At 61.5% G+C, this 19,335-nt stretch carries 20 protein-coding genes and 1 pseudogene; 11 read left to right on the top strand and 10 right to left on the bottom strand.

Going from position 1 to position 19,335, the window contains the following annotated elements; translation table 11 throughout:
• The first annotated feature begins 50 nt into the window (after positions 1-50).
• On the top strand, positions 51-779 hold the full coding sequence (locus M1L36_RS04560; protein ID WP_250872526.1) for a CAP domain-containing protein: 729 nt from the start codon (positions 51-53) through the stop codon (positions 777-779).
• A 212-nt stretch (positions 780-991) separates the two neighbouring features.
• Here the strand turns inward: M1L36_RS04560 and M1L36_RS04555 are convergent, their stop codons facing one another.
• From M1L36_RS04555 to M1L36_RS04540, 5 genes are all read right to left on the bottom strand, one after another.
• Complete coding sequence (locus M1L36_RS04555) at positions 992-1,540, bottom strand: DUF3267 domain-containing protein (protein WP_250872525.1); 549 nt, start codon at positions 1,538-1,540, stop codon at positions 992-994.
• Between the two features lie 741 nt (positions 1,541-2,281).
• Complete coding sequence (locus tag M1L36_RS04550) at positions 2,282-2,590, bottom strand: hypothetical protein (RefSeq protein ID WP_250872524.1); 309 nt, start codon at positions 2,588-2,590, stop codon at positions 2,282-2,284.
• A gap of 134 nt (positions 2,591-2,724) precedes the next feature.
• Positions 2,725-4,254: a glycosyltransferase family 2 protein gene (locus M1L36_RS04545; RefSeq protein WP_250872523.1), complete on the bottom strand. Its 1,530-nt coding sequence runs from the start codon at positions 4,252-4,254 to the stop codon at positions 2,725-2,727.
• 90 nt (positions 4,255-4,344) lie between these two features.
• On the bottom strand, positions 4,345-4,470 hold the full coding sequence (locus tag M1L36_RS21270; protein WP_305794320.1) for a hypothetical protein: 126 nt from the start codon (positions 4,468-4,470) through the stop codon (positions 4,345-4,347).
• A gap of 166 nt (positions 4,471-4,636) precedes the next feature.
• Positions 4,637-5,674 carry an NAD(P)-dependent alcohol dehydrogenase gene (locus M1L36_RS04540; protein WP_250872522.1) on the bottom strand — a complete coding sequence of 346 codons (1,038 nt, stop codon included), beginning with the start codon at positions 5,672-5,674 and terminating at the stop codon, positions 4,637-4,639.
• A gap of 152 nt (positions 5,675-5,826) precedes the next feature.
• Between M1L36_RS04540 and M1L36_RS04535 the strand changes: the two genes are divergently transcribed.
• The 3 genes from M1L36_RS04535 (at position 5,827) to M1L36_RS04525 (ending at position 8,643) form a co-directional block, all read left to right on the top strand.
• Positions 5,827-6,261 (top strand): hypothetical protein, encoded by a 435-nt coding sequence (locus M1L36_RS04535; protein WP_250872521.1) that lies wholly within the window; start codon positions 5,827-5,829, stop codon positions 6,259-6,261.
• Positions 6,262-6,399: 138 nt separating this feature from the next.
• On the top strand, positions 6,400-6,795 hold the full coding sequence (locus tag M1L36_RS04530; protein WP_250872520.1) for an Lrp/AsnC family transcriptional regulator: 396 nt from the start codon (positions 6,400-6,402) through the stop codon (positions 6,793-6,795).
• A 186-nt stretch (positions 6,796-6,981) separates the two neighbouring features.
• Positions 6,982-8,643, top strand: coding sequence for a potassium channel family protein (locus M1L36_RS04525; RefSeq protein WP_250872519.1), 1,662 nt, complete (start codon positions 6,982-6,984; stop codon positions 8,641-8,643).
• Between the two features lie 199 nt (positions 8,644-8,842).
• Here M1L36_RS04525 and M1L36_RS21265 read toward each other — a convergent pair whose 3' ends face one another.
• On the bottom strand, positions 8,843-8,977 hold the full coding sequence (locus M1L36_RS21265) for a hypothetical protein (protein WP_305794319.1): 135 nt from the start codon (positions 8,975-8,977) through the stop codon (positions 8,843-8,845).
• A 111-nt stretch (positions 8,978-9,088) separates the two neighbouring features.
• Between M1L36_RS21265 and M1L36_RS04520 the strand changes: the two genes are divergently transcribed.
• The gene (locus M1L36_RS04520) at positions 9,089-9,280 is read left to right on the top strand and encodes a hypothetical protein (RefSeq protein ID WP_250872518.1); all 192 of its coding nucleotides are present in this window, start codon (positions 9,089-9,091) and stop codon (positions 9,278-9,280) included.
• Between the two features lie 144 nt (positions 9,281-9,424).
• Here M1L36_RS04520 and M1L36_RS04515 read toward each other — a convergent pair whose 3' ends face one another.
• Positions 9,425-9,574, bottom strand: coding sequence for a DUF7563 family protein (locus tag M1L36_RS04515; RefSeq protein ID WP_250872517.1), 150 nt, complete (start codon positions 9,572-9,574; stop codon positions 9,425-9,427).
• A 976-nt stretch (positions 9,575-10,550) separates the two neighbouring features.
• On the opposite strand from M1L36_RS04515, the gene M1L36_RS04510 reads away from it, so the two are divergent.
• The 5 genes from M1L36_RS04510 to M1L36_RS04490 all read left to right on the top strand — a co-directional run bounded on the left by M1L36_RS04510 (position 10,551) and on the right by M1L36_RS04490 (position 16,671).
• Positions 10,551-11,243 carry a DUF7504 family protein gene (locus tag M1L36_RS04510; protein ID WP_250872516.1) on the top strand — a complete coding sequence of 231 codons (693 nt, stop codon included), beginning with the start codon at positions 10,551-10,553 and terminating at the stop codon, positions 11,241-11,243.
• A gap of 2 nt (positions 11,244-11,245) precedes the next feature.
• A complete protein-coding gene (locus tag M1L36_RS04505; protein ID WP_250872515.1) occupies positions 11,246-13,339 on the top strand; it encodes a hypothetical protein in 2,094 nt (697 codons plus the stop codon).
• 400 nt (positions 13,340-13,739) lie between these two features.
• Entirely contained in the window at positions 13,740-14,120 is a 381-nt protein-coding gene (locus M1L36_RS04500) for a DUF7344 domain-containing protein (protein ID WP_250872514.1), read from the top strand.
• A 300-nt stretch (positions 14,121-14,420) separates the two neighbouring features.
• Positions 14,421-15,425, top strand: coding sequence for an aldo/keto reductase (locus M1L36_RS04495; RefSeq protein ID WP_250872513.1), 1,005 nt, complete (start codon positions 14,421-14,423; stop codon positions 15,423-15,425).
• 781 nt (positions 15,426-16,206) lie between these two features.
• Complete coding sequence (locus M1L36_RS04490) at positions 16,207-16,671, top strand: ester cyclase (protein ID WP_250872512.1); 465 nt, start codon at positions 16,207-16,209, stop codon at positions 16,669-16,671.
• Positions 16,672-16,748: 77 nt separating this feature from the next.
• Here the strand turns inward: M1L36_RS04490 and M1L36_RS04485 are convergent.
• A pseudogene (locus M1L36_RS04485) lies at positions 16,749-16,918 on the bottom strand (RNA-guided endonuclease InsQ/TnpB family protein); the annotation flags it as partial.
• Between the two features lie 102 nt (positions 16,919-17,020).
• On the opposite strand from M1L36_RS04485, the gene M1L36_RS04480 reads away from it, so the two are divergent.
• Positions 17,021-17,191: a hypothetical protein gene (locus M1L36_RS04480; RefSeq protein WP_250872511.1), complete on the top strand. Its 171-nt coding sequence runs from the start codon at positions 17,021-17,023 to the stop codon at positions 17,189-17,191.
• Between the two features lie 929 nt (positions 17,192-18,120).
• Here the strand turns inward: M1L36_RS04480 and M1L36_RS04475 are convergent.
• Both M1L36_RS04475 and M1L36_RS21535 read right to left on the bottom strand, forming a co-directional pair.
• Positions 18,121-18,474, bottom strand: a complete 354-nt coding sequence (locus M1L36_RS04475; protein ID WP_250872510.1) for a hypothetical protein — start codon at positions 18,472-18,474, stop codon at positions 18,121-18,123.
• Positions 18,475-18,870: 396 nt separating this feature from the next.
• Positions 18,871-19,092, bottom strand: a complete 222-nt coding sequence (locus M1L36_RS21535; RefSeq protein WP_369694205.1) for a GvpL/GvpF family gas vesicle protein — start codon at positions 19,090-19,092, stop codon at positions 18,871-18,873.
• Between the last annotated feature and the right edge of the window lie 243 nt (positions 19,093-19,335).

Here is a 19,335-nt window from a genome sequence, read left to right as displayed (position 1 = left end):
CGAATGTATGTATCCAAAAGCTAGATGTATCCCGAGGCTAACGACACCCCATGGTAAACAAGGTCCTCATCGTCGTTCTCGGGGCCGTCGTCCTCGCCTCGCTGGTCGTCGGTGGGCTGCTGGGGATGCAGCTCGCCGGGAGTGACGGCAACGACACCCTCACGACCGCACCGACAGCCACCGACGCGTCGACGCCGACGCCCGCACCGAACACGACGCCGACACCGAGCGCCGCGACCGCGACACCGACGCCCGCCTCGACCACCACCGAAGGGGCCGCCTCAACCCCAGCGACGACTCCCGAGCCGAAGTTCTCGCCGTCCTCGGTGAACACGACTGCCGTCGAACTCGAATTGCGTGCGCTCGTCGACGAGGAGGTCCGGGCGGACCGAGGGCCCCTCGAGAGCGAGTCCGTCCTTGACGAGATGGCGCAGTTCCACGCCACGAACATGGCAAAACAGGGCTACGTCGACCACACCGCTGGCGGGTACAACACGAAACAGCGCTACGAGAAGTTCGAGCGTTACTCGCACTGTCGCGTCCCGACCAACGACAACAGCGGGCTTCGCGACGGCCAGGAACTAGAGGTCAACAAGCGCGTCTCCATCAACGTGAGCGGTGACTGGACCGAGGAGGACATCGCACAGCAGGTACTCGCAGAGTGGCGTGCCGACGAGGACGCCATGGAGCGACTTCGCTACGCGAACGCCGAGGAAGCCGGGATGGGCGTCGCCGTCTCGCAGGACGCCCGCGTCTACGTCGCCGTCGACCTCTGTTGACCGCGCCGTCGCGACGGGAGGCGTGACCGCTCTCCAGCACCGCTTGCTGTCGCTCCGCTGTCGAAGTCGAACCCTTCTATCGTTCTACCGTCGATCGTCGTACGGATGAGAACTCCGCGAGCGTCGGTCGTGGCCGTCGTGATACGTCTCGGTATCGCTGCTGGTTGCTGGAGGATCGTGGTGAGTTTCGGGGTCGTGAGTCCGCGGGGCTCTCACTTGGGCCGGGCGTACAGTTCGCGCGCGTCGTCGGGCGTCACATCGAGGTAGACGACCGTTCCTGGGGGCTGGACCGCCAGCCACACCGCACCGACGATGTCACCGGCCGCACAGGCCGTGTTGACGAGGACGGCGAGCGTGCAGGCCGCGACGACGAGCGGGTGGGAGACGGTCAGCGCCGCCGTGAGGGCGACGCCGCCGACGACCACCGCGGGTGCGAGGAGGACGGCGAGGTTCTGCCCGCGCGCGACGTGCTGTCGAAGCGGGGCGGCGTGAGGCGTCGGGAACGCCCAGTCGATAGTCGCCGAGAGCCCGAGCGACCGGGCCGTGAAGTAGTGTGTCAGTTCGTGTGCGACGAGCACCGGGCCGATGCCGAGGAGGATGACGGTCCCCTCCAACAACGAGATGCCGTCGAGGACGGACCCGACGGCAAGGAGTTCCCAGCAGGTGGCAGCGAGCGCGAGCGCGACGAAGTCAACGGCCGCACCGCCAACGGGGTAGCGTCGGTACGGTTCGTACCCACCCGGTGATTCGACGTCGTCCATCTGACCGGAGGGCAGTCTTTCCCCCACAAATACGTTGGGGTTCCACTGCTCGGCGTCGCGGGGGTGCCTGGCGTGAGCCACCGCAGGCGCTCGGCGGTGTGAGCGGCCCCAGAACGGTCGTCTCCCGTGTGGGTCGACCCCACCGGGTGACGCCGGTATGCAACGTGTGGCGAGAGAACGCGTGTGGCTAGACCTTTCCCCCGCGAACAGTCCTATGTGGTTCCACAGTATTGTTATCCGGTCTCTTCCGGGTGAGAAGCCTCTCGATACTCCGGTCGTCACACGACGTCGACCGACCACTCTGACCACGCGACCGCGAGACGACGGCTGACCTCCATTTGGAAGAATTAGAGCGTCTGAGACTTCGTGGGACAGTTCGAGCGCCAGACAGCCTGTGAGTAGGGAGTCACTTTCGAGGTGGAGAGCGAGACCACGACACTGGCGAGGTTCACATGTGAATTCGCCAAATCCACACCCGTAACGTGGCAACTCGCTGACTGACAAGGGACGAACCAGAGTCACCGTTCGGTGACGGTGAGGACACATTGGCGCTTCGGGAGGCGCGGTCCGACAGGGGCCGGAGCACGAAGCTTTTTGAATCAGACCGACGTCAGTCGAAACGACGACCCCAGGCACGGGATCGTCTCGATGTCATTCGCAGTGGCCGGCGGATCTCCGCCGGCGCTGTTTCGTTTCTACGGTCGACAGTTCGGAGAGCGACAGCGCTCGGCGGCGACACGACTACCCCGTCGGGAACGTCAGTGCGACGACCCCCACGGCGAGTAACGTGACGACCGCTAGTGCTCCCGGTCCGAACGTGTAGTCCAGCCACGACTCGACGTAGCCCCGCGTCACCGGCAGGATTGTGGCCGCTCCGAGGAGTGCGAGCAAGCCACCCAGCGCGCTCAAGAGGGTTCCCGCGGTGAGACCGCTGATGGCCACCGTGAGGACGAAGAAGCCGGCGAACCACGCCATCGCGCGGCGCAGTTGGTAGCGCCACAGGCTAGCGAAGTCACCTCCATCCGGCGACGACGGTGAACCGGTCGACATGCCTCTTTGTAGCGGGCATCGGGACGTAAACTATCGGGTCGACGCTCGTCGAGGCGACGAGAGCGGTCGGCGTTCGAAGAAGAGACACAAATTCGAGGCGGAGCCCACGACGTGAGTCGGGGGAGGAAGCCGACCTACTCGATTCGCCGCCCACCGTCTGCCTCGACTCGCCGTTGTGTAGACTGACCCTGCTCTTCTCGCTGAATCGCCCCTAGCTCGCCGGTTCGGTCGGGACTCGTCCACTCCAGGTCCGGCGAGATGAACACGTCGATGACGCTCTTGAGCATCACACCGTCGAGGAACTGTCGGTACCCGAGGACGAACAACGGCGAGTACACCGCGAGCTCGAGGTCGTCGTCGCCCAACCGGAGTGCGAGTACCGAGAGGAGCGTTTGGAGGAGCGTGAAGAACGCGAACAGCGAGGCTACTCGGATGAACGATCCCGTCAGCAGTTCCACTGCGACGGAGATTAGGACGGCGATGCTGACGATGGGGACGATGGCGACCGTGAACGCCTCCATGGGGAAGGCGAGACTGTGGGTGTACCCGAGGCTGGGGCGAGAGAAGACGTCGCGGTGTTTCAACAGTGTCTGGACGGTTCCGCGATACCACCGTAGGCGCTGTTTGTACAGGTCGCGAAGCGTGTCGGGGGCCTCGGTGTGACACAGCGCCTCGCTCGCTTTCGTCACGCTCCCGGATTTCAGAATCTCGACCGTTGCGTCGCGGTCCTCGGTGAGCGTCTCGCCGGTGAACCCGCCGATGGCTTCGAGCGTCTCGCGGCGGTACGCCCCGAATGCTCCCGGCACGACGATGACCGTACTGACGGCGTCGTAGGCACGGCGGAACAGTTGGATACCGACGATGTACTCCAGTTCTTGGACCTTCGTGAGCAGCGAGTTCTGATTGACGACCGTCAGGTTCCCCGCAATCGCCCCGACGTCCTCGTCTCGCTGGAACGTCCCCGCGACGGTCCGTAGCGTGTCTCTCTCCAGCAGACTGTCGGCGTCGACGGTGACGACGATGTCCCCAGTCGAGTGACAGAGACCGTGGTTCAACGCGGTGTACTTTCCTCCGTTCGGTTTTTGGAGGATGGTGATACTCTCGTCACTGGCCGCCTGAGCCTCCTGATAGGTTCCGTCGGTACTCCCGTCGTCGACGATGACGATCTCTCGTTTCTCGGCCGGGTAGTCGGTCTCTCGCAGAGCACGGATGGACGCACCGATGCAGTCCTCTTCGTTGTACGCCGGCACGATGACGCTGATAGTGGGGTACGGCGCTTCGGCGTCTGCCTCCGGTTCACACCGACTGACGTGATAGAACGCCAGCGGAAGGAACACCGAGTAGTAGAAGAAGATAAAGGCGAGGCCACCGAGCAACACGAGCGACACAGGCGAGAGCACGCCCCACTCCAGTTGCAAGGCGGTGTAGCCGAGTGGGACGAACAACAGGACAACGAGCGCGAGCGACGCGGCTCTCGTCGCGGTCGTCTCCGCGTTCGTCACGAAGAATGGAAGCAGGCCGACGAGCGCAGCGCCCACCCCAACGACCGCCGTGATGAGGAAGATATCCGTCGAGATGATGTGGTAGAGCACCGAGAACAGGACGACGAGGAGTGCCGTGATTCCGATGAACTCCTGCTCGTCGGTCAGTGAGCGTCCGACCATCTATTGACGATTCAAACTACTTCCCTACAATAAACCATACGGAATGTTTGTGAAATTATCTCCGAGGTATCCATTTCAATATTCCATTTTTCACGAGACTTTCTCGTCGGCTTCGAACATGTCGGCTGTGCCATCTATTGGGTCGAGAGCGAACCGGTAGTCCGGAGTCGTTGAGACGACACCGGAGGATTCGCCGAGGAGCAAGAGCGTGTCCATCTGACGACGGCGTGGCTGATGGCTCGGCGACTCAACGTATCACCGGACGCGTGGTGACTACGCCACCGACCGACATCGGAGACCGGTCTCACGACGGAACATCTACGATGAGAACCTGATAAATCGCGAGACGCCAAGGCGAGTCCCCAGGGCGTCCCGAAGGAGGTCAGTCCATCGCGAGGACGACCGCACCCACCTTGTGCCCCGTGTCGACGTAGCGGTGGGCCTCGGCGATTGCCTCGAGTGGGTAGGTCCGGTCGACCACCGCCCGGAGTTCGCCCTGGTCGAGGAGTTCTCGGAGCACCCCGAGGTTGACCTGCTTCTCGCTGGCCGGTTTCACGCCGGTCGCCGCGAACTTCGCTCGTCGCCCGCCACCGAGTCGCGTCCGAGCCACCCAGTAGCCGACCCCGGCCGACGGGACGGTCGTCAGGTAGACACCAGTCGGCGTGAGTGAGTCCCTACACTCGGGGTACGAGCGTTTCCCCACCACGTCGAAGACGACGTCGTAGCGCTCGCCCGTCGCGGTGAAGTCCGTCTCGGTGTAGTCGAGGACCGTGTCCGCACCGAGCGACTCGACGAGGGCGACGTTGTCCGTGCTACAGACGCCGGTCACGTCCGCGCCGAAGTGGGCGGCGAGTTGGACCGCGAACGTTCCGACGCCCCCGGACGCGCCGTTGACGAGTATCGACTGGCCGGCCCGGAGGTCGACTACGTCCCGCAGGAACGCCAACGCCGTGAGCCCCCCGTCGGCGACGGTCGCCGCCTCCCCGTGGTCGACACTGGACGGCGTCACCGCCAAGACGGCGTCCTCGGCGAGACAGACGTACTCCGCGTGCGCCCCCGTCTCGGGGGCGGTCGTTCCGAAGACCCGGTCGCCCTCGGCGAAGCGGGTGACGGTCGCTCCGGTCGCCTCGACGACTCCTGCCAGCGCGTCCCCCGGTATCGCCTTGGGTCGCCGAAGTCCCGAGAACAACCGAATCGGCGCGGGCGACCCCTCTCGCGTCGCCGAGTCCGGTGGGCCGACGGTCGAGGCGCGCACCCGGACCAGCACCTCGTCGGGAGCGGGCGTCGGTCGCTCGACGTCCGAAACCTCGAGGACGTCCGGCGACCCGTATCGCCGCGCCGTCACCGCCCGCATCCGCCCGCTCTCACCCGCCGCTCTGTCGGTCGTAGTAGATGCCATCTCCGGCGCGGGATACGCCATCGGTGGTCGTAAAGCGAATCCACGCCGATGAGAGTCTCTCGGGACCGGGCGCGCTCGGTCGGAGCGATCGGCACGACGACAGTCGAACGCCGTCGAACCCAGTAAGAACCGTCCCCCGAAGAGCTATCCGTTCGATCTCCAAACAGTCACCGATGCGTCACCCCGTCGAATCTGTACTCCGCGGCGCATCCGGGTCGACCTGTCGCGCCGCGAACGTCGTGGCCCTCTCGCTGGTCGGGTTCGTCGTCACCTTCGCGCTCTACGCCGTGGGTGTGTTCTCCGTTTCGGGGGGTGTCGTGTTCATCCCCTCCCACGCGGCGGTCGTCGGAATGCTCGCCGCCGCAGCTGCCGGCCTCGCTCGCGGCGGGCTGGTCGCGGCGTGGACCGTCTCATTCGGCGTGTTGTACGGCTTTCGCGCCGACCACGTCTTCCTCGGACTGTCGTACCGCCCGCTGCTCGGTCGCGTCGCCATCTTCGTCGAACCCGAGAGCCTCGCCGTTTACGGCATCGAGGCGGTCATCGTCGGGACGATACCGTTCGTCGTCGCTCGCGGTCTGCGGTACGGCGTGACGTCGCTTCGTGAGTAGTCGCGACACCGCGGCTGAAACCACTGGTGAGCGATGTCGCTGTATCCTCTCACTGCGGTCACCGACTGCCATCGAGGAGCGGCGCTGTTACCGATTCGCCGCTGCAGTAACCGACGGGGTCGTATCGTCGCGAAGGAGATGGGGGAGAACCTCGTCCAACGTGGCGTTCTCCTCGGGGGTGTAGAACCGATACCACTCGCCGCCAGATTCGACCTCGACCCGGACGCGGTCGGACTCGGTGTGACGATCCTCGTCGAGGTGTTCACGAAAGACGACCGGCCACACACGGTGAGTGGGGAAGCCATCGCCGCCATCGAGGGGGTCGAGAAGGTGTTCTTCACGATGGGGAGTACCGATTTCATCGCGCTCGCACGACTCCCGAACAGCGACTGCGTCGAGCGACTGGTGTCCGACTTCGAGGCACTCGACGAGGTCGCCCGGACGGACTCGACGTTCGTCATCGACAGAGCGCTCGACAGCCACTACCCGCTCCAGCAGTACGACGTCGAGACACTGCTCGACGTGCTTGACTGAGACGGGTGAGGGTGCCGCGGTCGGACGACAAAGGCCGCATCGTGACGACGGACCGGCCCTCGAACCGCTGGCGACCCTGTGCATCGCCACACGTAGCACACGTCACCGAGACAGCAGTGACGGTTCAGCATTCGCCGTAGAAAAGAGGCTTAGGGCTGCTCGGAGAATACTTTCGCCGAGAACCAGATGCGCGAACTTCGGAACATCGGCGGCTTGCATCCCAGCGACTACACACGCCGGCAGTGGTTCGTCCTCCTCTACGCACTCGGACTCGGCTCGACCGTCCTCGTCTTCACGCTGGCCTACTGGTGGGGGATGCGAACGCTCGAGAACGATCCCCGAACGATCTATCGGTCGCTGAACGCCGTCGTCGCGACGATGACCACGACCGGGTACGGAGCCGACGCACCGTGGCAGACACGGACGATGAACGTGCTCATGGTGACGATGCAGCTCGGTGGCGTCGTCATCGGGTTCGTGACGTTGCGCGTGCTCGTCATCCCGCTGTTCGAACGAGCCCCCCTCAAACTGGACGACCGACTCTCACTCAAGGACGACCACGTGGTCATCACGGAGTATCAACGCGACACGGAGGAGTTGCTCGACGAACTCGAACGGCTCGACGTCGGCTACGTGTTGCTCGAACCCGACCAGACCGAGGCGAAACGGCTCTCGGACGAAGGTTATCAGGCCATCAACGGCGACGCAGAGTCGCGTGGCGACCTCGACCGTGCGAGCATCGAGAAGGCGTCGTTGCTCATCACCGACGCTGGAGACAGGACTGCGAGTATCGTGTTGACGGCACGTGAGGCCAACGAGGACCTGCGCGCCGTCAGCTTCATGCAGTCGACCCGCCGACGGGCCGCGCTCGAACAGGCCGGTGTCGACCGAACCGTCGCACCGCACGCACTCATCGGGCGACGACTCGCCGAGAAGGCGACCACTCCGATATCGGTCGACGCACCGGGTGGCGACAACGACGGCTTCGTCATTCGAGAGATACTCGTCCGGCGAGACAGCTCACTCCACGGTGTTCGCGTCGGCGACTCGCCGCTGGCGGACCATCCGTCGTTGACGCTCGTCGGCGGCTGGTTCGACGGGGAGTTACGCCTGCCGGCGTCACCCGACGACCGACTCGCGCCAAACACCGTCCTCCTCGTCGCCGGCCATGAGAGTGCAATCACCGACGTCATCAGCGAGACCGCGGGAGTACAGTCGCCGCGAGTCTCCGAACCCGCCCGTGTGGTCGTCGCCGGACTGGGTGAGGGGGGCGCTGCTGCGACCGAGGTTCTTCGCGACCACGCGTCGGTGACGACGGTCGACGAACGACAGGCGGCCGACCCGGACGTCGTCGGTGACGTCACCGAACCCGAGACGCTTCGCGCTGCCGATATCGACGACGCCGCTGCGCTGGTCGTCACCGTCGACGACGACTCGACGACCCTGTTGACCGTCGCGTTGGCCCGGTCGCTCGCGCCCGACCTGGAGATTCTCGTACGCGTCACCGATACGGAGAAAGCTGCCCCCGCGTTCAGAGCGGGTGCCGACTACGTTCTCTCGATTCAGCGAATCTGCGCACGACTCGTCGCAGCCGAGGTGCACGGCGAGCGGGTGATGAACCCCGTCAGCCAGGTTCGACTGGTTCGGAGCGACGCGGCGCCGTACGCGGGGCGTCGTCTGGCGGACGTTCGTCGGAGTACGGACCGCGACTGGACGGTGTTGGGACTCGTCCGCGACGGGTCGGTCTCCACCGCCGACCGAGAGACGATCGAAGCGGACGACGAGATTCTCGTCGTCGGGAGCGACCAGGCCATGCAGCGGTTCGAGCGCGAAGAGTCGGCCTCTTGAGTGAACGACAGGTGACACGCCTCCGCTCCGTCGAGGCCTGCGAACCGACCCACGGTTCACTCGCGGCACGTTCTACCGACTGTCTCACGGCAGTCGAACACGAAAGGGGTTCGTCGCGTGGGTTGTCGATATCGGGAGCCACAGCGCGTGGGTCTACCGCGAGCCTGCTGCTCCGGCCAACGTTAGCGGCAGGGAGGCGTCAGTCACCCTCGGAGAGATGACGCCCACGAACCGCGTTGCGGTCCTCCGGGAACACGGTCTCGAAGGCCGCGAGGGCTACGGAGAGTGCCGTCAGTGCGGCGAGCGTCACGAAGGCGACGACCTGGAGCCCCACGTAGATAAGTCCGAGCGAGACCGACGACGATGAATACAGCTAGACACGCTGACAGCAGGTGGGAATCAGTGTAGTCGGTACAGATACGCTGGTAGCGCAGTCGGTAGAACCATGGCAGAGAGAGTCACGATCGATCTCCTCGACGAGTCCGGCAGACCCCGCAGTCAGTTCATCGACGCGAACAGCGCCATCGAGGCTCGAAAACTGGCCGTCACCCGTGCGTGGATACGGGGCGTCATCACCGGGGCAGTCGGTGTGTCGACGGTCCTCGCACTGGTGAGGTGGCTCGGTGACGAGGAGTGACTGCGGCCTCGGGTACTCGGACCTCAGGCCGACGAGCACACGCCGACAGCGAGTGCCTCTGCTGTCCAGTGTCCGACGTTGCTGAGGAGTCGACGTCGTATCGACGATAAAGACGAATCGCGTCGAGTGTCGAGGGAGTCGTCGCTACCCCTCGGTCGCCCGACGCCGTGCTGATTCGGCGATTCCGGCGTTCGCCGAGCAGTGTGGACAGGCCATCACGTCACCGTCGTTGTCGGCGAACACGCTCACGAACCGCTCGGAGATGTGTGCCTGACAGTGATCACAGGTAGGCATATCCACCTTCGAGAAGACACCTCGGACGGAAAGTGGTTGCTTTCGGCGAGTAAATTTCCTGTAAATTTTCACGAGGTCCCCACCGACAGAGTGTCCCGACGGCGATACACCCCGCCCAGTCGAACGGTGCGCGGGTTCACGCGAGGACGTACCACTCTGACGCACCGAGTCTGCTCGCGGCCGCTCGAAGAGTGGTCGGTGGACTGCTGGCGCTCACTCCGGGGGAAACCTGGTCAGTGGACGACGAACTGGTTCTGCGAGCCAGTGGCCACGTGTCAGACCGTGGGTTCGAGTTTGTTTCTCGCGAACGTCTGGAAGCGGAACCCCCGACTATCGAAACTGGAGGACCGGTCACCGACGGCGTCAGCGGGAACGAGGTGGAGGCAGGTATGGACCGAACGCCTCCGTAGTGCCACGTGCTCGTGCGAGCCCTTCACAACTCGCAGGTGAACTGTTCGGCGATGTGATAACAGGCGTTCCGTCTATAACTGTAGCCACGGACTGTCCAGCGATCAGAGTCGTCGGTCGTGCAGTTAGACGACGAGACCCGGGTAGCAGTCGAGCCACAGGTATCGCAGGTTGCGGATTGGACGGGGGCAGGACGGCTCGCTCTGACATCGAAGGGTAGCGGGTGAGGTGGTCGAACTTCGGAACGTCGCGTGGCACTGGTACGACGAGCACACCTCGATGTCGCTGACGGGGGGTCGGCAGTGGTGGTCCTGCGTTCGTCGCAGAAGCCGAGAGTTGCTCGCTGCGTCGTTTCTGATTCCTCCGTGATGGCCGGGGCTTCCGACCCCTCCTCCGCACCTACAGTTCTCGTGGCGGCGTCACGGTCGCTCCGTCCCCAGTGGTCGACACCCCACGAGACGAAATCGGACGGCCCCCTCGTCACAGAGCCGTCGTTCTCGAATCCGGAAGTAGTATCGGACCGTGCATTCCGGTTAATTTATCATCACGAGCGCGGTTGCACTTTACAATGAGCGCTTCGCCCGAAAGCGACGACCCCACTCGCGGAGGCCAGCGTCGCTTTCGGGAGTCACTCCTCGAACTGAAACGGGAGGGCTGTCGCATCCTCATCACTGGTGAGGTCGACGCCTCGATTCGAGCGCGACGGAGTCGACAACTGTTCGGAGAGGCGACAAATCGCCATCGGATACTGGCCTCGACGACCCTCGGTGAGGACGACATCGCCGAGCATCTCCCAGGTGAGCACCCACTCTCACGGTCCGGTACCGAGGTGATCCGACTCGACGATATCCGGTCGGTGAGCGTCGCGGAGACGTACTCGACGCCGTCCCACCTCGAAGCGAGCAACGAGTTCGCCGCGTTCCAGTGGCGAATCATCGATGCAATCGCACGCCACCGCGTGGACCACGCTCCAGCGCCTGCGGAACTCCGCGTGGGGGTCGCGACACTCGCACCACTCGTCGACGAGTACAGCGCCGAGACGATTCGTGAGTTCGTCCACCTCGTCGGGAAGGAGACGGTCGAGTCCCGCGGGATGGCCCACTTCGCGCTCGGACTCGATGCACGACGACCGATCGCGAGTCGTCTCCTCCCTCTGATGGACATCCACGTCCAACTTCGGCAACGAGAGGGCGAACCCCCCGAACATCGCTGGACCCTGCTCAACCACAACATACACACCGAGTGGTTACCACTTCGGTGACAATGGCAGTCTCAGGACCATCTGCCGAAATAACAGATGGTCGGCTCAGAGTCACGGACCCTGGAGAAGGTGTCACGCTATCGTTCGGGGGAACGTTCAACTCTGAGACAAGTCCTGCGGACACTGAGCGCTTTTACGTTCCAATCGAGACCGCCGTTCGACTGCAGTCCAGCGAACTCCGGATTCCGAAACTCGTCGACCTCGTCATCATGACGACCGAAGGGGAGGCGATCGCTGAGGCAGTCAACAAGCAACGGGTCACTGTCCCGGACGGGCAACACCTGATCCAGATCACGTCGATCGGGGTCGTGTGTTATCTCCGCGTCAACGGCCCGGTTGAGACGTTCGTCGCAGATGGCGAGCGAGTGCTCTCGTTCACTGACGAGACTATCGAGGTCGGACTCAGGTCACGCCACGAGTATCCGAAGGCGACGGTCCGAACGACCGACCGACCACGGGACATCATGCGCGCGATTTCGTGTTTCGGCTCGGCACTCCAGACGACGAGTCCCGAGCGGTCCTGGCCGACGCTTCGTGGCTGTCCGCCGTTCATCGACACTGGTGCTGACGAGTTCGAAGCGCCCGCCGGACTCGAACGGACTGAGACTCCCGTTCATATCGAAGTGCCCCCCGAACTCCAGTACATCTACCCGGTCGCCTCACTGGCGATGTACCTCGACGCGCAGGTCGTCCCTGGACCGGACCCTGTGCTCGTCGCGGACGGCGTCGAACACGACCTGGGAGGGGCAGGCAGATTCGAACGGACAGTCCAGCGAACGCTCGAACAACTGTTCTTCTTCGACTGTGTCGCTCGGACGGACGGACTCTATCTACTCAACCTCCACGAACGGTCGGTCGTCGACGAGCGCTCGGAACTCGACTTGACCGCACTCTACGACCGCTCGCTCCCAGAGCAGGTCAACGCCTACCTCTCAGAGCCGTGGTCGCTCATCGAGGACATCGTCCCGACGTGGAAGCTCACTGCAGACGTCGCCCCGCGACCAGTCCACGCCGGGTATCTCCCGTTTGCGGCGAACGATCTCGCTCACATCCGAGTACCGACGGACTGTGTCGAGAGGAGTGGAGACACAGCAGACGAGAATCTGGCCGGTGTGATCGCCGACTTCGAGCGTACCAATCCAATCGAGACGCCCACCGAGTTCCAACCGACGGATGCGGCACAACCCCCCATTGTGACCACGTCTGCTGTCGAGAGTATCGAGCATGCGTGGGTCGGTGAAGGCGTCCCGATCGGTGCGTCGAAACCGACGATCGAAGCCTGCCGCAGGCAACTCAACCCAATCGGTGAAGGACTGGTCTCCGTCCAAGTAATCGTCAACGACGCATCGATGCGCGACGAGCGCGTCGTCTCAGAGTTGTACGGCCTTCGTGACCTCATCGAGATGGAGGTGAGTATCGACGAAGGATGTACGATCGCTGAGACACGTTCACTGCTCGAAACAGAGGCCGATTTCGTCCATTACATCGGTCACGTCACTGATGCAGGATTACAGTGTTCGGATGGCTATCTGGATGCGAGGACGCTCGACGAAGCAGGAATGCGAGCGTTCGTACTCAACGGGTGTCGGTCGTACCAACAGGGCCGAGCGCTCGTCGAATGCGGAGCAATCGGCGGTGTCGTGACGCTCTCTAACGTGACGAACGTTCCCGCGACAGTCGTTGGCCAGCAGATTGCACAATTGCTCAACGCTGGGTTCTCACTCAGTGCTGCGCTCGAGGTTATCGGACGAGAGACGGTGACCGGACGGCAGTACGTCATCGTTGGTGATGGCAATGCTGCGCTCACAGCACCTCGGTCGGGGGGTGCATTTCGTCTCAAATTGAACTCCACGGACAGCGGATATATGCTCTCGTATTACTCCTACCCAGTCACAGGGTGGGGTCTCGGAGCGACAGCAACACCCAACATCGGAGACAACACTCAGCAGTATCTCACTGGAGGCCATGTGGCGACGTTCTCGGCGACAAAAAGCGAGACTCGGGACCTCTTTGATACCAATGTCCGATTACCAGTTACTGTCGATGGTACTTTGCACTGGAGTAACGAGATTGACGTCGATACTGTTGTCGACTGAGTTACGGTCCTGCGCGGGTGCTTGCGACGGATTCGATCAAGAATCCACCTTCAGATCCACCCAGGTACAACAGTGCGACGTAGGTCATTCCCATCAGCTTGGGATGCTGTGCGAGCAACGCTTTCACGGAGTGTCCTTTGGTGGACATACATGATTTCGTGTCGCGCTCCAACGAAAATTTTTCTAAAAGAATTGAACAGTATTGCTGTGCAATATTAATCTAAAATCGGCGAGCGTTGGGGCAGCGGGTCTGTAGAGAGCATATTACACGACGAGTGATTGTCGGCTATCCAGTAGCGGGCTTGAGAGCACCGTTCGTCGCCTGCTCAGTGGTTGGGACCAGCTTTGACCTATCCATTTAGGCAACTGAATTACTCTCTTGTACGTCATTCTCTACTGTATGAGTTACACTGATTCGGAGACTCCACCCGGTGAGGTCGCTCGGTTGTTGGAGACTGATACCCGTCGACAGGTGGTCGCGTTCTTGCTCGAGGTCGGGGGGTCGTGGGACGTCCGGACGCTCGCCGACGAGCTCGTCCGACTCGACCCCGCCGTCTCCCCCGATTCGACCGATAGTGAAGACGCGGTCGAGCAGCGAGCGATCACGCTGTATCACTGTGCGCTCCCGAAGCTCGCGGCTGCGGAGGCCGTCGTCTTCGACCGCAAAGAACAGACGGTCACACCAGGAGACCGCCTCGAAGAACTCGGGGCGTATCTCGGCGACGAACCCGACTACTCCGGTCTCGACACGCAGTCCGGCGGCCTCTCTGCCAGCAGCTAATCCACAGGCCGGTCGGAACGCCCTCCGGCGGTCGTCTGTGGTGGCGAGTCGACCATCGCGAAATCCTCGATGTAGGAGGGGTCTCCGACGAACGGTCGAGTTCGCTGGTGACTACGCGCCCGGTCGCTCGCCGTTCGGGTGGTGTGAGCGGACTCGCGGCCGAGAGGAGCGGTCGACGGTGAAGTCGTACCGCCCCCACGGTCCTCGTTCGAGGAGTCCGATCGAGAGAATTGGTCGAGACCGACCGTCTACCCTGCCGGTGACTCTGGGTTTTTCAGTCGCTCGTCCGAAGCTCCGCCGATGACTGAGGACTCACAGCTCGGATTCGTACAGCTCGGCGACACGGGACTACAGACGAGTGAACTCCAGTTCGGCACGTGGCGCTTCGGCAAGGAGACCGAAGAAGGGAACATCGAGATCGGCCAGGAGCGGGCACACGAACTCCTCGATGCCTACGCCGACGCTGGCGGGCGGTTCATCGACACTGCCGACGTCTACGGGGGCGGGGACTCCGAGCGCTGGATCGGCGAGTGGCTCGAAGAGCGTGACCGCCAGCGCTACACCATCGCTTCGAAGATCTTCTGGCAGATTCGCGAAGGCGACCCCAACTCGCGAGGAAACAACCGCAAGAACATTCGCCATCGACTCGACGCCCTGTTGGACCGCCTCGATACCGACTACGTCGACATTCTGTACATCCACCGCTGGGACGACGATACCCCGACGCGCGAGCTGATGAAGACGCTCAACGGACTCGTCGAGGACAACAAGGTCAACTACCTCGGTACGTCGACGATGCGCCCGAACGCCTGGAAGGTGGCCAAGGCGAACGAAATCGCCCGCGCGGAGGGGTGGGAGCCGTTCACGGTCGCCCAGCCACGCTACAACCTCGTCGACCGGGAGGTAGAAGGCGACTACCTGGAGATGACGCGGCACTTCGGCATCGCAGTCTGTCCGTGGAGTCCGCTCGGCCAGGGCTTTTTGACGGGGAAGTACAGTCGTGAGGAGGGACTGACCGGAGAGTCACGAGCCTCCGAGTCGAGCCGGTTCGAAGACGCCTACCTCACCGAGGAGAACTTCGACGTTCACGACGAACTCGAAGCGGTCGCCGAAGAGGTCGACGCCAGCCCCGCCCAGACCGCGCTCGCGTGGCTCATGCACCGCGACGGTGTCACCGCACCCATCGTCGGCGCACGTACCATCGAGCAACTGGAGGAGAACCTCGGTGCCGCGCGTATCGACCTCTCCGAGGAGCAGGTCGACCGGCTGACTGAATCGAAGGCCGGTCCGTACGGCGGACTCTAAGGGCCGGGACTTCGGGGATTTTCCCAGAGGTACATCAAAAGCGAACGGCATCAGCCGTAAACAAGCTGGGTAGGGTAGTTTCTCCTCCTCTCTATGACAGTTGAGTCAGCACGAACAAGCGAAAAAGAAACTGCTCACGTCGATTGCCGGTATTGGTAGACAGAGAGCGTGAGTCTATCGCTCAGTCATTCAATGGGACCGCTGGCTTGGCGGACGAAAACTGATGCCATAGGAGAATTTACATGGAATAATGTCCAGCACAGGCACCGTCTCTCAGCGGAAGTTAGCGCTCATCGCTATCGCTACGTTCGTAGCCGGTAGTGCCCAAGCAGCGAGAATTGTCATTGGCGAAGGTGGCGATTTAGCGCTTGTCGCAGCGGTGTGCTTCATGCTCGTATTCCTTATCTCTGCATGGCAGTTCTTCCGGAACTCTCGCCACCCGCCACAGACTGCGACTGCAAGATAGGCGGCACGTATCTACCAGCTGCGTCACTACGACTCGGTCTGAAAATAACGCCGCTCGGTGTTTGCCGGTTTTGTTAGATGCAGAGCGTGGGTCTAACTGTGGAGAGTTCGACTTCTCGAAATTTTGTCGATTTTATCGTGCTGCACACAGGGCGCATATTCAGCAGTTCAATTGTTCAGTCCGAAATTCACGTTGAGCGTTCGATGCAGTACTGGACGGTAGCACTCGTCGAGATACTCTGGTTCAGCGGATAGGCCACAAATCCTTCAGACTGGCTTATCGTGCTATAAGGCGTATCTGATATCGTGATTGGCCATGGCTACACCCAACGAGAACAAGGAAGTTGTGCGACGGTACTACGAAGTGGCCTTTAACGAGGGGCGGATTGATTTGCTTGACGAACTGATTGCAAAGAGCGTCGTCAATCATGATCCTATCTCGGACGAAACACTCACTCCGGAGGAGGCGAGGGGATTCGAGGGATTCGTCCGTCACGTTGAAGCCGCACGTGCGGCGTTTCCCGACGCAATGGTGACGATCGAAGAGATGCTCGCCGAGGACGACAAGGTCTTGGTTCGGTTTACGTTTGAGGGAACGAACGAGGGGCCGTTTGCTGGGTTTGAACCCACAGGCAACCATGTCAAAGGGTCGAACATGGTTCTCATGCGACTCGCAGACGGGATGATTGTCGAACGCTGGGAGGAATCCGACAATTTGGAGTTCCTCCAGCAACTCGGCATTCTCCCCTCGTCAGAAGACCTCATCAAAACGGTGGCCTGAGAGGATAACTCTCACCTCTGTGCGGCGGTCAATGGCCACCACACCTAGGGTTGTTCCACTGTGAACCTGCCCCGAGGTCAAGTCTCGGGGCTTCCTGCTTCCACGACGCGCTTTGCAGCCACCCGCGAAGGGTGAACACAGGGAGCGCAGTCTGCACAGGCGTTGCTTCGGAGCGTCCCGCCCCTAACCGCTTGCGACCGCGAGAACGGATGTTCTTCGCCGCATTCAGGTCGCGGTCTTCCTCGTAAATACCTTCTGCGAAGAGTGAGGGATTCACGGCAGGGGGTTGCCAGAAGAACGAACGACGCAGGCACTGGGGTTACCCGTCTTTCCACCCTCTTTGTTGAGCATGGCAGGTTTGATCCAGCGAACAGCACAGTCCATCGACGATATGTGGCACTCAATCTGGCACGAGTCGAGTCGCACCGAGAAGATCATCATCGCCATCGCATTGCTCGTCACCGGCCTGGCCATCCCGGTGATTCCAATCGTCTGGATTGCTCGATTCATCGCTAAGTGAAGTCGTGCTCAGGCGAGCGCAGTCTGGTACAGTTCTCGCACTTTCGAGACAAGCCCATTCACGAGACTGACGGCCAACCAGTTACTGATCAGGCCGAAACACCACCGCAGTTTCCACACATGGTCCAAACCCCCGCTAGAAGCCCCTACAAAGCCACCTGTGGAAATGCCACCACCGCTAGCGCCCCCATCTACACTGGTGATTACCACGCCACAGTCGGCCATCGACTGAAACCCCCGAATGCAGGCGATAGAAGAGGTCAATCGAAGCTGTGAGAGCGCACCTCAGCCCAGTGACGACAGCGCGAAATCGCTACAGGGTGGCCAATTGTGGAACTCGATTCGGGTCGAAACGTCGCCGTTCGGTGGCGTTTCTGCCTCGGCTGTGTGTGACCCAATATCTTGAATACCGCGACTACAGCCATTCAGACGCCAGTATCTTCAACCGTGACGATGGAGTACTGGCCACTCTGGCGGTGCGTGTGTTGATGCGATAATCGCCATACTGCGACCATGTGTGGAACTTTGAGCCCACGATTCGCGTTGAACGTCCTGCTGGAGTGTCAGCCGACGACTCGACGCATCATTCGAAAACCGCGATGAGAGGCCCCAATAAGCCCGCAAACAGTAGTTAACCAGGTTCGTGTATCTCGAATCACCTCCCTTCATGGCCACGCACACTGTGGCCTTGAGGCCACCACCTGATCCACAAACAGTCAGAGGAGTCTTCTAGCGGGGATTCAACCCATGTGTGGAAATATTGGCTGTAGCCATCATGACTGTGAGTTAATCATTGCATCTAGTTGGTAGGCTGGTGTGTGGAAATCGTACACGACTCAGTGTGGTTTCGACAGTCTCGTTTCCCCCACGCCAATACCCAACATTCATCAGTATGTGTTCAAACCGAAGGTCATGATGATTGGTAAACAGTCACGTGTCCTTCCTCTCCTCCTCAATCGATGTGTCCGAGACGTCTTCGGTGCCCTCCTCGCTCTGTGGGTGACCCTCGAAGCCGGTGTCCTCCCCAGTTCTCTGTACGGGTTGCTCACACCGCTCTGGATTCCTTCGCTTCTCGCCTTCGCGGTCGGCACGACTGTCCGTGACATCGCTCCCTTCGCCGCAGGAAGCACCCTCCTCTTTGGTGTCGTGGTCATGTTCGTCACCTACGTTGAAGCCGTGGTGCTCGCGAGTCTCGTCCGATACCTCCGAGGGATGTACAGGACGAACCAGCACGGTCAATCCGAACGAACGGCGTCCTGAGAAGGCAAAAAACGAATCAGCCATACAGGCACATCCGATTAGAGTTCAGATTCTGTGTCGAGAATATCGCAGAAGCTGGCCAGGGGGCTTTCATTTCGCGACGTCTTCCGTGAGCGGTTCCGCCATGCGCTTACACGAGATTAAGGAGAAAGCCCACGACGTCAGTCGTGGGATGAATCACGAAGCCGTGAGCGTGCTTCGTGTACCGACAACAGCCGCCGTATCGAACACGGCCGTAGAGGACAACCCATCCATATCTTCCACACTGGCGGATGTGATCGAGTTCGCCCCGATACGAGTCACACCGTGGGTGGACACTCGCACGTTCTTCAACGAGTGGTACCCCAACGAGCAATGTCTCAACGAATAGTTCACGATTCGCCCGCTTGGAGCTGCTCACCACGCTTCTCGAGTGCGGCCTCAAGCGCCTTCAGAGCGACCCTGAGCTCGGCGGCGACTCCCTCTGGAGTGTTGGGTGAACATTTTCCGCCCGGAGTCTATCGTATCGACTTCGGAAACAACCGCCGAGACGTCCTCGTGGGTAATGGTATATACTCGCTTGCTCCCGTTGACACCGGAGGTCTCTTTGTCGAGGTCGGTCGCGCCCACAATACCGTACACGTACAGATTTCCTTCAGACATGGGCACTCAGAGGTGTGATTCTCAGCCAGCAGTCCGCGCGGACTTCGCACATCTCCCCATGAAATGCGGCAATCGAGACAAGGTGTCTGGCGGATGCTAAGTAGTAAGACGGTATCGAACACAAATACCACACACCTCATTGAATATGTTCTAATTATCCATTAATAAGCATAGTAAAATTACATTCGCCCATTCTTGTCGTCAGTCTGATACACGTTGGGCTCTGAGAGGGCCTTTGAGGCT

The sequence above is a fragment of the Halomarina rubra genome, from assembly GCF_023699475.1.
GTDB classification, from domain to species: domain Archaea; phylum Halobacteriota; class Halobacteria; order Halobacteriales; family Haloarculaceae; genus Halomarina; species Halomarina rubra.
Note: the sequence above shows the minus strand (reverse complement) of the source record. Positions and strands in the feature narration are given on the sequence as shown.